Raw genomic sequence first — 14,428 nt, 5'->3', positions numbered from 1 at the left:
CGCGGGCCATCGCCCGCTCACCCGTTCACGAGGTTGCGGAGTCACCCCACCATGCAGGCAGAACCGAGGAAATCGCTGGTGGGGGAGGAGTACGAGGTCGAGGTCGGCCCCGTCGCCCACGGCGGTCACTGCATCGCCCGTACGTCCGAGGGCCAGGTGCTGTTCGTCCGGCACGCGCTGCCCGGCGAGCGGGTCGTCGCCCGGGTGACCGAGGGCGAGGAGGGCGCCCGCTTCCTGCGCGCCGACGCGGTGACGGTGCTGGACGCCTCCAAGGACCGCATCGACGCCCCCTGCCCCTTCGCCGGACCCGGCCGCTGCGGCGGCTGCGACTGGCAGCACGCCAAGCCGGGCGCGCAGCGGCGCCTCAAGGGCGAGGTCGTCGCCGAGCAGCTGCGGCGCCTGGCCGGCCTCTCGCCCGAGGACGTCGGCTGGGACGGCACGGTCATGCCCGCCGAGGGCGACAAGGTCCCCGCGGGCCAGGTCCCGGCGTGGCGCACGCGCGTGCAGTACGCCGTCACCGCCGACGGCCGCGCGGGACTGCGCCGGCACCGCTCGCACGAGGTCGAGCCGATCGACCACTGCATGATCGCCGCCGAGGGCGTCAGCGAACTGGGCATCGAGAAGCGGGACTGGACGGGCATGGACTCCGTCGAGGCGATCGCCGCGACCGGCTCCCAGGACCGCCAGGTCATCCTCACCCCCAAGCCGGGCTCCCGCCTGCCCCTGGTCGAACTCGACCGCCCGGTCTCCGTCATGCGCATCGACGAGCGCTCCGGCCAGGTGCACCGCGTCCACGGCCGCCCCTTCGTCCGCGAACGCGCCGACGGCCGCACCCACCGCGTCGGCAGCGGCGGCTTCTGGCAGGTCCACCCGAAGGCCGCCGACACCCTGGTCACCGCGGTCATGCAGGGCCTGCTGCCGCGCAAGGGCGACATGGCCCTCGACCTGTACTGCGGCGTCGGCCTGTTCGCCGGCGCCCTGGCCGACCGCGTCGGCGAGGCGGGAGCCGTCCTCGGCATCGAGTCCGGCAAGCGGGCCGTCGAGGACGCCCGCCACAACCTCGCCGACTTCCCCCGCGTCCGCATCGAACAGGGCAAGGTCGAGTCGGTCCTGCCGCGCACGGGCATCGACGAGGTCGACCTCATCGTCCTCGACCCCCCGCGGGCGGGCGCCGGCCGGAAGACCGTGGAGCACCTGTCGTCCCTCGGCGCCCGCAGGATCGCCTACGTCGCCTGCGACCCGGCCGCACTGGCACGGGACCTGGGGTACTTCCGGGACGGCGGGTACCGGGTGCGGACGCTGCGGGTGTTCGATCTGTTTCCGATGACGCATCACGTGGAGTGCGTGGCGATTCTGGAGCCAGTCAAGAAGGGCGCCTGACCTGCGGTTTCGTAGTCGACCTCACGGGTTTGACGTGTTCTCGTCCCCGCAACAGGTCGATCCGCCCACATGGCCCCGACCTGCGTGTTTCCTCCTCGATTGACGCTCGGATCCCGGCGGATCATGGGGCCGTCCGGGGGAGTGACCGGTGCGAGGCAGGGTCGGCTGTGGCGAGGAGTGCACCTACGGATGCCTGCGTATCGGCACGGACAGCGACATTTCACTGCTGTGGCCTTGGGCCGGATGGCCGGACGTTCTCTTTGACAAGTCTGCCTGTACGGATCCTGTACAAGTAGACTTATGCATTCTGCGAGGTAGCGGACCTGTCCCGATGTGGGGTTTCTCTGATGAACAAGAACCTGCCGCTCAAGCCTGAAGATGTGGTCGACCGGGACCGGGAGTGGGACCTGCTGGCCGAGTTCGTCACAGATCCGGATCCGGCGATGCGCCTGGGCATCGTGTCGGGGCGCAGGCGGCACGGGAAGTCGTATCTCCTGCAGGCGTTGTGCGAGCGGGTGGGCGGCCTCTATGTCACCGCGGTGCGGGAGGAGGGCCGACTGCCAGCGATCCGGCGGTTCGGCGACGCGGTCGCGGCCCACGCCGGTCTGCAGCCCGGCACGCTGCGGCTGTCCGACTGGCGCGAGGTCCTGACCAACGCCCTTGATGTAACCGTTCGCTCGGGTGCGCCGTTGCTGGTGATCGACGAACTGCCGTATCTGCTCCAGCACTCGCCGGAGATCCCCGGGCTGCTCCAGCAGCTCTACGACGAGCGCCAGCGCGGAAGCGGCACCGGCGTCCGCCCCGGCCCGCGGCTGATCCTCTGCGGCTCCGCCATGAGCGTCATGCACGAACTGCTCTCGGGCACCAAGCCGTTGCGGGGCCGTGCCGTGATCGACCTCCGGCTGAGTGCCTTCGACTACCGGGCCGCACGCGACTTCTGGCGGATCGACGATCCGCTGACCGCCCTGCAGGTCCACGCCGTCCTGGGCGGAGCCCCCGGCTACCGGCCGGTGGCCGCCCGCCCCCACCCGAACGACGGCTTCGCCGCCTGGGTGACCCGCACGCTCCTGGACCCCGGCCGGGCCGTCTACTCGCGCGCAGAGACCGAGTACCTGCTGCGGGAGGACCCACGCATCACCCAGCACACCCTGTACTACGACATCCTCACCGCGATCGCCCAGGGTGTCTCGACCCCGACGAAGATCGGGGCAGCCCTGGAGCGCCAACGCAACGCCGTCACGCACCCGTTGGGCGTTCTGGAGTCCACCGGTTACATCCAGCGCGAGCAAGACATTCTGCGCCCGCGCCACCCGGTCATCACGCTCGCCGACCCCGTCATCCGCTTCAACCAACTGATCACGCTGCCGCAGGCCGCCACCGTCGAGCAGGGCTTCGCGGAACAGGCGTGGCAGGCTGCTACGACGACCTTCAACTCCAAGATCCTGGGACCGCACTTCGAGGAACTCGCCCGTACCTTCACCCGCCGCTACGCCCATACCCTCCTTCCCGGCGGCCTGCCGGGCCCCGTCGGCACCACCGAGGTCGCCGATCCGGCGGCCCGCAGGAAGCACGAGGTCGACGTGCTCGCTCTCGCCCTGGGTGAGCGTCCGCAGGCGCCGCGCGCCCGGATCGCCCTGATCGGTGAGGCCAAGGCCACCGCCGCCCGCCGCGGCACCGGCGACCTGCAACGCCTCGAGCACATCCGCGGCTTGCTCACCGGCCAGGGCTACGACACCACAGGCGCCACGCTGGCCCTGTTCTCCCTGCACGGTTTCTACCCGGACCTGGTCGAATTGGCGGCCAGACGTGATGATCTCCTCCTGGTCGACCTGCCGGTTCTCTACGGGGGCGGTTGATCGCAGCAGGGATTCTGCCCGTCAAGTCGATGAACGGTGTAGAGGAAGAGATCAGACCCTGACACTGCCTCCGACTGAACTCGTGACGGGAGCACGGGAACGCGCATGAGGGGGACCATGAGCCGGGTTGTCGTGGTGCATGGGGTGGAGCGTCAACTTGATACCGCTGACACCATGTTGGCGGAAATCGCGCCGGCGTGGCGCGGCGGAGTCGGACTCGCCTTACGCCGAGATCCCACGCTCGGGCGGCTGTCGGACGACGACATTGCTTGCGCCGGGTATGGGGACCTCTACAGGCAGACCGGCACGCGCGGCGAGCCCTACGACCGGGCGGAGGATGTGGAGCCCGGGTTCGAGGCCGAGTTGCTGGAGACCTGGTGGCGGGAGGCCGCTCGGCTGGATCCCGGTATCCCCGGCCCGGACACTGGGGGCCGGACGGTACGGGCGCTGGCCCCGCTGCCCGTGGTGCCCTCGGCCATCTTGCCCGTCGCCCCCTTTCTGTGGACCGGGTTCGCCGCGCCTGCACGCCTCACCCGCACTCGATTCTTCGGTGCTGTCTCCGACCGGCTACTCATCTCGAACCTCAAGCAGGTACGTCGCTACTTCACAGAGCCCGAGCTGCGTGACGCCGTACGGGCTCGGGCTGCGGAGCTGATCACGTCGGACACCCGGGTGGTTGTGGGGCACTCGCTGGGCTCGGTGGTTGCCTACGAGGTGTTGTGCGCTCTCCGGCCGGAGCGGCCGCCGCTGACGCTGGTCACCCTCGGTTCCCCTCTGACCTGCGCTTTCTCATCGCCGTCCGGTGCCGACATGCTCCCGATGACGCATCACGTGGAGTGCGTGGCGATTCTGGAGCCTCCTGCAAAGGGGCTGTGACCTGCGGTCTTCTGGCGCCGAGGACCTCGGCGCCACGGGCGTACGCATCGGTGCTGTACCAGCCGATCCACCGGACGGCGGCACGTTCTCCTCGACGGCCGACGCGGCGGCGGCCTGGACCGGGTCTGCGGTCGCGGTCGTGAACCTCCACGCCACCACGTGGCAGGCCGAAGTCAGCCGGTCGCCGCGCCCCCGGCTTTGGCGATGAGCATGTCCAGAAGCGAGAGCAGCGCACCGCGCGCGTCGTCACGGAGGCGGGCATCGAGCAAGTGGATGGGGGTGTTCGGGTCACGCAGATGCAGCGCCGCCCTGATCTCCTCGACGGTGTAGGGCTGTTCGCCGTGGAAACAGTTCGCGGCGACCATGAACGGAACCCCTCGGTTCTCGAAGAAGTCGACGGCCGGGAAACTGCGGTCGAGGCGTCGTGTGTCGACAAGGACAATCGCCCCGAGGGCCCCGTTCAGCAGGTCGTCCCACATGAACCAGAAGCGCTCCTGGCCAGGTGTGCCGAACAGGTAGAGCACGACCTGTGCGTCGGTGAGGGTGATGCGGCCGAAGTCCATCGCGACGGTGGTGACCGCCTTGGACTCGATGCCGTCGAGGTCGTCGACGCCGACGCCCGCGCTCGTCAGCCGCTCCTCGGTGCGCAACGGCTCGATCTCGGAGACCGTCTCGATCAGGGTCGTCTTGCCGACGCCGAATCCCCCAGCGATGAGGATTTTGACGGGGGCCGCTTCACGGGCAGGGGCGTCATATCCAGGCAAGGTTGTCCCTGATTCTCATGAGCAGGTGGACATTGGTGGTCTCGGCCCCTTCCAGGGGTGGCCGGTGCTCGATCAGCCCCCGCTCCGCGAGTTCGCCGAGAAGAAGCGTCATGGGAGTGAGGCGCATGCGCATGCGCGCCGCGATCTCGGCGACCGCCAGGCCGCCCGGAGGCGAGCACATCGCGAGGATGGCCTGCCACTCGCTGGGCAGGCCGCTGTGGCCGTCCGCGACGGCCACCGCCGTGATCGTGGTGTCCATGGTGAGGGCGGTGTGTGCAGCCGCCGTACGTCCATCGGTCAGCGCGTACAGCCGCGTCCGGCGGTGGCCTCCCTCTCCCGGCCTGGACTCGTCCGCCATTACGACGGCTGCGCCTGGCCGCGATCAGGCGTGCTCAGCCACTCACCGAGCGCCTGGGCGGTGCGCACGGCTTCCCCGCCCAGCTCCCCCAGCCGCGCCTTGCGGGAGGTCACCACGATGAGCGTGCTGCCCTCCCCGCACCCGACGATGCAGAGATAGCAGTCGTCCATCTCGACCAGCTGGCGGATCACCCGGCCGCCGTCGACCTCCCTGGATATCGCCTTCATCGTGGAAGCGATGCCGGAGGACGCGGCGGCTATGCGCTCCGCCTGGTCCCGTTCCAGCTCGTACGAGCTGAGCTTGATCCCGTCGTTGGACAGGAGCACGGCTCCCTGGATGCCGGCGATCCTGCTCAGGTTGTTGTCCAGGACGCTGTAGATCATGTCGTTCGTTGTCGTCATGGCTGATCCTGTCGGAGTTCTTCTTCCACTGTCTGAGTCCCGTGTTCGTAGTCCGCCCAGGCGTCGGCCACTTCTTCGGGTGTCGCCGCGTCCTGATGGACGCCGGTCTCCGGTGCGTGCGGCGCGCGGAGCTGCTCGGCGATGTGAGCCTGTGGGATCCGTTCGGGGAGGGCCGGCTTCGCGTCACCGTTCCGTGTCGGGGAAGGAACCGACGGCTTGCTCTCCACCGGCCGCTCGGGCAAGCGCTCCGGCGTCCTGCGGGCGGCCGACCTGGTCTTCGCGTGCAGGACCAGTTCGGGCTTGCGCTCGTCGAACGGGCCCGGTGCCGGGGCGGGCATCGCCGCGCGCGGCGCTTCCTTTCCCGCCCGGACCGGTTCGGTCGGCACAAGGAGTTCCTCGGGGAGGATCACCACGGCCGACGTCCCCCCGTACACCGAGCGGCGCAGCGTCACTGTGGCCCCGAGCTGTTCGGCGATGTGGCCGACCACGAACAGTCCGAGCCGGTGCGCGTTCTCCGCCAGGACGGCATACGGCGGGGCCGAGTGCAGACGTCCGTTCATCTCCTCGTAGGTGGCGGCGGTCACCCGAGGCCCGCGGTCCTCGATGTCGACCAGCAGCCCGTCCGTCACCAGTTCGGCACGGATGACCACCTTCGACTGCGGCGGGGAGAACCGGGTGGCGTTGTCCAGGAGTTCTGCCAGGAGGTGGCTGATCTCGCTGATCACCCGCGGTGCCACGCTGATCTCGTCCAAGGCCTGGCGCTCGATCCGCCGGAAGTCCTCGACTTCCGCGGCGGCCTCGCGCAGCAGGTCGGCGACGCGCATGGGCTCGGTGTGCGGATCGGGAATCTCCCCACCTGCCAGGATGAGCAGGTTCTCGATCTGCCGCCGCATACCCACCGTCAACTGGTCGGATCGCATCAACCGGGCGAGAAGCTCCTCGTTGTGCCCGAAGGCGTCCTGCAGTTCGTCGGTGAGGGCCAACTGGCGGCTGACCAGGTTTCCGGTGCGCGAGGCGATGCCCGCGGCGAACATACCGAAACCCTGACGCTCGGCCGCGAGTCGCGCATGCCCGTCGACGGATACGGAGACGACCCGGGCGAACGCGTCGCTGATACGTCCGACCTCGTCCCGGTCTCCGCTCACCGCGGGCAGCGCGTCCTCGTCGACGGGCTGCCCGCGCTGGAGCCGGGCAACGACATCCGGCAGCGTGTCCTCGGCAATGGCCACCGTACGTTCGTGCAGACCGCGCAGGCGGCGGAGCACGGAGCGCGTGGTGAGCACGATGACGGCCGCGACGGCGATGACGGCTGCGCCGTTTCCGACGATCAGCCAGATGACCTCGTTCTCCAACTGCGTGGCCTTGGCGTCGGCGTGCACGAGCAGTGCTCGCCCCTGTTCCGCGTTGAGCGCGGCAAGGCGCGGCGCGAACTCGTCATACGCGTCCTGCCAGGCGTCCGCTTCCTCGGGCAGCTCGATGCCGGACGCGGTGCTCTGGTGGTCGGAGATGACCACGTCCTCGAGACGGACCTTCGTCTTCCAGCCGTCCGAGGCGAAGACCTGGTCGTAGGCCGCTTTGTCCTCGGCCGTCAGATACGGCGCGACCCACTCGTCGTACTGGTACCGCTGGGATCCGACGGAGTTGACGAATTCGGCGAACCCGGAAGGGCTCAGACGCCTGGACGGCCCGGCCATGGCGAGGATGGTGGTCTCGCGTGCCACCATCTCGGTCACCGTGAACACCGTGACGACCAGGCCGCTCTCCTGGATGAGCTCGGCGTCTTCCGCATGGCTGAACTCGTTCTGGTACACCCGGATGATGTGGTCGACGAGGTCGGAGTAGTAGCCGATCGTCCGGTCCGCGTCCCCGCTGCGGGCGTCCGCGCGCTCGCGGAACGCGGCCAGATCCGCGAGGCTGTGCTTCAGCTCCGCGACGTAATGATCGTCCTCACGCCCGGTCGCCGCCAGAGCTCCGTCCGACGCCCGGCGGAACTCGTCCGCGGCCCGGTCCGTGGCCGCGCGCTGCTCGCGCAGCTCCTTCTCGGACACGGAGCCGCTCGCCCACCGTGTGGCGGTCATCGCCCGCTCAGCCTGCAGTTCGACCATCAGCCTGGTCAGGGGTACATCGGTCTGCTCAGCGACTGCCACATCAGCGCGTAGTTGCTTTGACTGGTGTACCAGCGGCTGTGCGGTCATGGCCACTTGGGCGCTCATCGCCAGGATAGGGACGATGGCCAGCCAAATGAGCAGCGTACGCAGGCGCAGAGTACGCCGCCGACGAGTCGTCAGCTGCCCTCGTGTGCCTTCGGGGTCTATGGGAGACATCAGTCCTCGGAGAGCAGGGAACCAGGGGGGACGGCCCGACCGCCGAGACCGGACGCAGTTCTGAGTTCAGAACTGGGGGAAGTCCGGTTCGGCTTTGACGCGACGTGATGTGCCGATCATAACCAGCCACATCGGAGAAACGGAGAGATGACTTCCGCTGGTCACATGTGGTAGAGGCGACGAAGCATTGCACATGGGGCGTTGGCGTTCACCTGACGTCTCGGTGACGACGGAGCGCATCCCGGAGGGGTCTCATGGCCGCTCCCGGGCCGTCCGGTCGCGGACGCCCAGGACGTCACCCGCGCGGACTCGGTGCGAATCGGTGCGCGGCACGCCCCGGGTGCCTCCCATCCGCTTCAGCCGCCGACGGCGTTACCCCTGAGGGAGCCGGGACGGGACCAGTCGGAAGCCGCCGTCCTCGCGCAGCACGTGTCCGGCGGTCGGCGGCGGGAAGTGGCTCCCCAGCAGGAGAGTTGACGTACCGGCCAGTGAGCCGAGCACCTGGTTCCGGGTCCTGGCCGCGAGTTCGGGAGCGACGTCCACACAGCTGCAGAGCTCCGGATGTGCCATCTGGACCGGGTGGTGGATGCTGTCACCGGTGACCAGTGCGGTCTCGCCACGGCTGCTCAGTTCCACCGCTACCTGCCCCGGTGTGTGGCCGGGGGTGGGCAGCAGACGGATGCCCGGAGCGACGTCCGTGCCCTCGTCCGCGACATCGATGAGGTCGAACAGGCCTGCTTCCCGGACGGGATGGACCGAGTCCCGGAACATCTGCCGACGCGCCTCCTCCATGTCGACACCCGCCCAGTAGTCCCACTCGGTACGTGAGGTGAGATAGCGCGCGTTCGGGAAGGTGGGCACCCAGGCGTCGCCCTCGGCACGCGTGTTCCACCCCACGTGGTCGGCGTGGAGGTGGGTCAGGACCACGAGGTCGACGCTCTCCGGCGCGAAGCCCGCCGCCCGTAGCCGTGCTTCGTAGTCGCTGTTCAGGTTGTGCCAGGCGGGGTTGGCGCGCCGCTTCCCGTTTCCGATGCCGGTGTCCACCAGCACCCGCATGCCGTCCACCTCGACGGCGAAGCTGTGACTCGCCAGGCGCAGGACGCCTTGTTCGTCGGCGAATTCGGGGCTCAGCCAGGGAGTCCGGCTCACGAGGTCGGTGGTTGCCCCGGGCAGCAGCCACGGACCGGTCCGGGCGGGCAGGACCACTTCGTCGATGCGTCGTACGGTGTGGTTGCCCACCGTCCAGGAAGAGGCGGGGGGAGTGATGGACTCGGTCGTTTGCGATGAGGTGAACACGGCGACTTTCCTTACCTGTTGTTGGTCGCGAGGACGGAGATGTCCGGAGCGGGTGTGTCGGGTGAGGCGGTTGTGTAGTTGCTCGTTGCCGGGCGGGAGTGGGTGTCCGGGGACGGTGCCCGGCGTCGACTGCGCAGCGACGCGGTCAGCGTCGCGACTGCGACGGTCGCCAGTGCGGCCACGCAGCCGGCATGGGCCAGTGCTGCCGCACGCAGCCCGAAACCGGCGGTGTGAGCGCCGGCGCCGATGGCGGGCAGACTCATCGCCAGGTAGCTGAGTACGTAATAGGAGGCGAGCGTGCCGCTCTTCTCCCGGGCCGGGACCGAGTCGACGACCGCGCGCAGCGCACCCTGGGAGACGGCTCCGAAGCCGAACCCGGCCAGCGCCGCCCCGGCGAAGAGAAGTACGGGGCCGGCGAGATGGAGGGCACCCAGGGTCAGGACGGCCGCCGGCATCACCGCGCAGCTTCCGAGAAGGGCGGAGACGTCGGCACGCATCCTGCGCGTGAAGTACACCGTCGGGGCGGCGACGGCCGTCAGCGTGAAGAAGACCATGCCGCCGGCGTATTCGGGTCCGCCGGGGGAGATGAGCCGTGTGAAGCCCGGCCCCAGGGACGAGTAGAAGCCGCCGAGTGCCCAGACGGCGACGACGCCGGCGCCGTTGAGCAGGAGAGCGTGGGCGGCCGCCGACGGCAGCGCCAGGTCGGGCCGCGTCGAACGCAGTGCTCCGGGACGGCGGCGGACGGTCTCGGGCGTCGACGCAAGGGCGATGGCCTGCGCGGCGAACACGGCGATCAGGGCCGCGTACACCGTGATCGTCGGAACGGGGGCGAAGCGCACCATGAGGGTGGCTGCCAGGACGCCGGCCGCCATGCCCGTCATGGGCGCGATGCTGTTGGCCAGAGCGGGGCGACCCGGCCGGGCGGGGTCTTCCAGGTCGAGGAGAGCCGCCCCTGCTGCGCTGGTCGCCGCGCCAGTCGCGATGCCCTGCAGCACGCGGGCGCCGATCAGGGTGGTCAGGCCGCCGGCCGTCGCGAACAGTGCCATGGAGGCGACCTGGACCGCGAGCGCGCCCAGGAGCACGGGGCGGCGTCCGACATGGTCGGACAGGGTTCCGGTCGTCAGCAGTGCGATCAGGAGCGCCAGGGCATAGGCGCTGAAGACCACAGTGACGTCGAGGGACGACAACTGCCACTGAGCCTGGTAGCGGGGGTACAGCGGGGTCGGCGCGCTGGATGCGGCGAGCAGCGCGATCAGGATCGAGGCGTGCAGTGCGAACGGCAGGCGTCCGGATGGGGAGGTGCGGGGAGGCGCGAGGCCCGCAGGGACGCTCTGCATGAGGGTCCTTCCAGTGCTAAAGCGATTGCTTTGCTTTAAGTCACCGTAGGTCCTACGATCGACTAAAGCAAACGATTCGCTTTTGCGGTGGTCGGAGGTCCTGTACCAGCCCCGGCCCGTCGCGCCGTACGGATCCGGAAGGAAGCCATGACCAGCGAACTCACCCCCCAAGAGGCAGCCCGAGTGGCGCTACGGGCGGGGCTCCCCCTCGGGGACGGCCGACACGAAGGAGTGGCCATGACGGCCAACTACATCCACTCCGTGATCAGCACGTTGCGCGAGCTCGATTTCGGCGAGACCCCTCCCGCGTCCTCCTACCGAGCCGGACAGGGGAACGCCGATGCAACCGTTTGAGCTGTCGCTGACCGAAGCCTCCCGCGCGGTGCGCGCACGGGAGCTGTCCCCCGTCGAACTCACCGAATCGGTGCTCGCCCGTATTGCCGCCGTCGAAGGACGCCTGGGCGCCTACGTCACCGTCACCGCCGACGCGGCCCTGGCCGCCGCGGTCCGCGCCGAACGGGAGATCTCCGCAAGCGGACCGCGCGGGCCACTGCACGGGATCCCCATGGCGCTCAAGGATCTGATCGACGCTGAGGGGATACCCACCACGGCGAGCTCGCACGTCCGGGCAGGGCACGTGGCGGAACGCGACAGCCGGGTGGCCGAACGTCTCGGCGCCGCCGGGGCCGTCCTCCTGGGCAAGACACACACGCACGAGTTCGCCTACGGCCTGACCACTCCGCAGACGAACAACGCCTGGAACCACAGCCGGGTTGCGGGCGGGTCGAGCGGCGGCTCGGCGGTGGCTGTCGCCGCCGGCGGGGCGACGTTCGCCATGGGCACGGACACGGGCGGTTCCATCCGGGTCCCCGCTGCCCTGAACGGCGTGGTGGGCCTCAAGCCGACCTACGGCCTGGTCCCACGCACAGGCGTGACCTCGCTGTCCTGGTCCCTGGACCACGTGGGGCCTCTCACCCGCACCGTCCAGGACGTCGCGCTGGTGCTGTCGGCGACCGCCGGCCACGACCCGCGCGACCCGGCGAGCGTGTCCGGCCCGATGCTGGACCGCTTCCCGGGAGGCGACCTGCGAGGACTGAAGGTCGGCGTACCGCGGAACCACTACTTCGACCGGGTCGCGCCCGAGGTCGAGGAGTCCGTACGCGGCGCGATCAAGCGACTGGCGGAGCTGGGGGCGCAGCTCGTCGACGTCGAGATCCCGATGGCGCGTTACGTCCAGGCCGTTCAGTGGGGGCTGATGGTTCCCGAGGCCACCGCCTACCACGAGCGGTCGCTGCGGGCCACCCCCGACCTGTACGCGGCGGACGTTCGCGTCCTGCTGGAGGCCGGCGAACTCACCTCTGCGGGCGACTACCTCCGCGCCCAGCGGGCCCGCACCATGATGCGAGACGCCTGGGCTCGCATGTTCGACAGAATCGACGTCCTCGCCGCGCCGACGGTGCCGATGACCGCCGTCGAGGCGGGTCAGGGAGCCGTCGAGTGGGCCGATGGCACGACCGAGGCCGTGTCGGACAGCTACGTCCGCCTCTGCGCCCCAGCCAACATCACCGGCGTCCCGGCCCTCACCCTGCCGGTCGGTCACGACCGCGCCGGACTGCCGATCGGTATGCAGCTGATGGCACGCCCCTTCCACGACGCGACGGTGCTCCGGGTGGGCCGGGTCTACGAGGAGTCGGTGGCCGACGCGGGGCGGCTTGCTCCCCTCGCCGCCTGAAGGAAGGCGGACGTTCCAGCCGGCATGCGGTCGCGTCGCCGCAGGCGCGTCCGCCGTGCTCGGCCGCCCGGACACGTAGCCCCGCGGGCCGCCGACGCCGGCCACCGCCTAGAAGCTACAAAATCGCATTAAGGTGGATCGCATGAGTCCCAAGCCCATGGTCCGCCCCGGCGGGCGCAGCGCACGCGTACAGGAGTCCGTCCATGCGGCGGTACGTGAACTCGTAGGGGAGGTGGGCCGCGACGCGCTCACGGTCCCGATGGTGGCCACGCGGGCGGGCGTGACCCCCTCCACGATCTACCGTCGTTGGGGCGACCTGCAGGAACTCCTGTCAGACGTGGCCGTCGAACGACTGCGCCCGGAAACGGATCCGGCCGATCTCGGAAGCCTGCGGGCCGATCTCGACGCGTGGGCGGAACAGTTCGTCGACGAGATGGCCTCGCCGCCCGGGCGCGCCTACATCCGGGACGCCCTGCTCGGCGACCCCGACGGGACCAATGCCGGTCAGTGTTCGGCGTATGCCGCAGAGCAGATCGACGTCATGTTGGCCCGTGCGGTGCGGCGGGGAGAGCCGGTGCCCGAGACGGAACTGCTGATCGACCGTGTCGTGGCGCCGATCATGTACCGCATCCTCTTCCGCCCTGGCCGACTGGACGCCGCATACGCGCGCGAGCTCGTGACGAACGCCGTGTACGCCCAGCAGACCGAGGCCGGCGCTCGCCCCACCCAGGCCGCCGCCCCTCGGCGCTCGAAGAAGCAGCCCGACAACTGACCACTTCGCTCATCGGGCGGCCCGGCCACTGGGCCGTGGAGGCCAAGCGGCCGGCTGTACTGGCAGGGCTCATGAATTCCCCAGCAATGACCGATCGGGACGTGGTCCTTGGGCGTGACGCCCGTTCGACGCTCCGTGCGCACGAAGGGCCCTTCGACGGAGCAGAAAACGGCTCTTTACCTGGTGTTATGCGAGATCCATCCTGCCGGGACATCTTTCCGATGACGCACCACGTGGAGTGTGTCGCGATCCTCGAACCGGCCGTGAAGGGATCCTGACCCTGCGGTTTTACTCGTGCGCATGATGTGCGGTGTGGGTGTTACGGGCGACATTTCGACGCTGAAATGGCGCTCGTGACGCTCATCTGACGCTCTTTCTGATGGAGTGCTGGTACTCCAGTCGTAGTTCGCGATCCTGCGTGCGGTTCATGCGGATGATGCTGACCGGGTTCCAGGTCGGGGCAGTCCGCTTGCGGGAGCCAGAGGCGCGGGTCGCCGGGATCTTTTCCGAGGCCCTGCGGTGCGGACACCTTCGCCGGCCTGTGCCCGGCGCTGAGGGGCGGTCAGGGGGCTTCGGGTGGGGTGGCGGGCAGACGAGTCGCCCGCTCGGGCGGCGGGATGTCCGTGCCGCGGGCATTGCGGACGGCGAGCCTGCCCAGCGTAGGTTCTCAGGCCCCGCCTCTCACCCCTCCCGCTCCTCCGCCCCCGACTCCCGAGGCAGCGCCCCCGAACAGGTGGCCCGCCCGAACTCCCCCGCCGCGGTGGCACCCTGGACGTGCCTGCCGCGCACGGCGACCGCGCAGCGTGCCTCGCCGCCCTGCTCGCCGAGGGTGATGGAGACGATCGCCTGCCGGCCCAGCGGCACGGCGACGGTCTTGCGCCACGGCAGGGTGGCGGCCTCGACGACCACCGCCTTCCCGGACTCGCTGCGGGCCTGGTACGTGATGTCGGCGGTGCCGCTGCCGGTGACTTCGTAGGTCACCGTGGCGGTGGGGACCTTGCGTTCCGGCTTGTCGTCGTCCTCGCCGCTTCCGGCCATGATCCCGTAGCCGACGAGCGCGGCGCACGCGGCGAATATCCCCCCGGCGATGATCAGCCCGGAACGGTCCGGCCGCCGGGACGGGGCCGGGGAGGCGGACATCGAATCATCAGCCCCGGACCCGGCCCCGGTCCCGGACGCGGACCCGGGACCCGGCTTCGGCTCCGCCCCCAACTCCTGCTCCGCCGCCCCGGTCTCTTCCGTGCCCTTCACGGCGATTCCCCCTCCGCACCACGATTTCATCCCGTCCCCGGGCAATGACCGGGGCTTTATACCCGACCCTTATCCCCGTCC

The 14,428-nt window shown here is 69.8% G+C and carries 13 protein-coding genes; 6 read left to right on the top strand and 7 right to left on the bottom strand.

Annotation, left to right across the window (positions count from 1 at the left end):
• The first annotated feature begins 51 nt into the window (after positions 1-51).
• From FGW31_RS07995 to FGW31_RS07985, 3 genes are all read left to right on the top strand, one after another.
• The gene (locus FGW31_RS07995; protein ID WP_142192672.1) at positions 52-1,380 is read left to right on the top strand and encodes a class I SAM-dependent RNA methyltransferase; all 1,329 of its coding nucleotides are present in this window, start codon (positions 52-54) and stop codon (positions 1,378-1,380) included.
• Positions 1,381-1,727: 347 nt separating this feature from the next.
• Positions 1,728-3,236, top strand: coding sequence for an AAA family ATPase (locus tag FGW31_RS07990; protein WP_142192671.1), 1,509 nt, complete (start codon positions 1,728-1,730; stop codon positions 3,234-3,236).
• 117 nt (positions 3,237-3,353) lie between these two features.
• Positions 3,354-4,112 (top strand): hypothetical protein, encoded by a 759-nt coding sequence (locus FGW31_RS07985; RefSeq protein WP_142192670.1) that lies wholly within the window; start codon positions 3,354-3,356, stop codon positions 4,110-4,112.
• 173 nt (positions 4,113-4,285) lie between these two features.
• On the opposite strand, the gene FGW31_RS07980 is transcribed toward FGW31_RS07985, so the two are convergent.
• From FGW31_RS07980 to FGW31_RS07955, 6 genes are all read right to left on the bottom strand, one after another.
• Positions 4,286-4,876 carry a GTP-binding protein gene (locus tag FGW31_RS07980; RefSeq protein WP_142192669.1) on the bottom strand — a complete coding sequence of 197 codons (591 nt, stop codon included), beginning with the start codon at positions 4,874-4,876 and terminating at the stop codon, positions 4,286-4,288.
• Positions 4,863-5,234 carry a DUF742 domain-containing protein gene (locus FGW31_RS07975; protein WP_142192668.1) on the bottom strand — a complete coding sequence of 124 codons (372 nt, stop codon included), beginning with the start codon at positions 5,232-5,234 and terminating at the stop codon, positions 4,863-4,865. The genes FGW31_RS07980 and FGW31_RS07975 overlap by 14 nt, the downstream gene beginning before the upstream one ends.
• On the bottom strand, positions 5,234-5,635 hold the full coding sequence (locus FGW31_RS07970; RefSeq protein WP_030826382.1) for a roadblock/LC7 domain-containing protein: 402 nt from the start codon (positions 5,633-5,635) through the stop codon (positions 5,234-5,236). Before FGW31_RS07970 ends, FGW31_RS07975 begins: the two co-directional genes overlap by 1 nt.
• Positions 5,632-7,959 carry a sensor histidine kinase gene (locus FGW31_RS07965; RefSeq protein WP_142192667.1) on the bottom strand — a complete coding sequence of 776 codons (2,328 nt, stop codon included), beginning with the start codon at positions 7,957-7,959 and terminating at the stop codon, positions 5,632-5,634. Before FGW31_RS07965 ends, FGW31_RS07970 begins: the two co-directional genes overlap by 4 nt.
• A gap of 372 nt (positions 7,960-8,331) precedes the next feature.
• On the bottom strand, positions 8,332-9,255 hold the full coding sequence (locus FGW31_RS07960) for an MBL fold metallo-hydrolase (RefSeq protein ID WP_233452443.1): 924 nt from the start codon (positions 9,253-9,255) through the stop codon (positions 8,332-8,334).
• A gap of 11 nt (positions 9,256-9,266) precedes the next feature.
• On the bottom strand, positions 9,267-10,592 hold the full coding sequence (locus FGW31_RS07955; RefSeq protein ID WP_142192666.1) for an MFS transporter: 1,326 nt from the start codon (positions 10,590-10,592) through the stop codon (positions 9,267-9,269).
• A 147-nt stretch (positions 10,593-10,739) separates the two neighbouring features.
• Between FGW31_RS07955 and FGW31_RS07950 the strand changes: the two genes are divergently transcribed.
• From FGW31_RS07950 to FGW31_RS07940, 3 genes are all read left to right on the top strand, one after another.
• Entirely contained in the window at positions 10,740-10,946 is a 207-nt protein-coding gene (locus tag FGW31_RS07950; protein ID WP_142192665.1) for a hypothetical protein, read from the top strand.
• Positions 10,933-12,324, top strand: a complete 1,392-nt coding sequence (locus tag FGW31_RS07945) for an amidase (RefSeq protein WP_142192664.1) — start codon at positions 10,933-10,935, stop codon at positions 12,322-12,324. Before FGW31_RS07950 ends, FGW31_RS07945 begins: the two co-directional genes overlap by 14 nt.
• A gap of 142 nt (positions 12,325-12,466) precedes the next feature.
• Positions 12,467-13,096, top strand: a complete 630-nt coding sequence (locus tag FGW31_RS07940; protein ID WP_142192663.1) for a TetR/AcrR family transcriptional regulator — start codon at positions 12,467-12,469, stop codon at positions 13,094-13,096.
• Between the two features lie 681 nt (positions 13,097-13,777).
• Here FGW31_RS07940 and FGW31_RS07935 read toward each other — a convergent pair.
• Entirely contained in the window at positions 13,778-14,236 is a 459-nt protein-coding gene (locus tag FGW31_RS07935; RefSeq protein WP_233452442.1) for a hypothetical protein, read from the bottom strand.
• Positions 14,237-14,428: the final 192 nt, after the last annotated feature.

The organism is Streptomyces calvus (assembly GCF_006782915.1).
GTDB lineage: Bacteria > Actinomycetota > Actinomycetes > Streptomycetales > Streptomycetaceae > Streptomyces > Streptomyces calvus.
The sequence above is the reverse complement of the archived record's forward strand: the minus strand, read 5'-3'. Positions and strand labels throughout refer to the sequence as shown.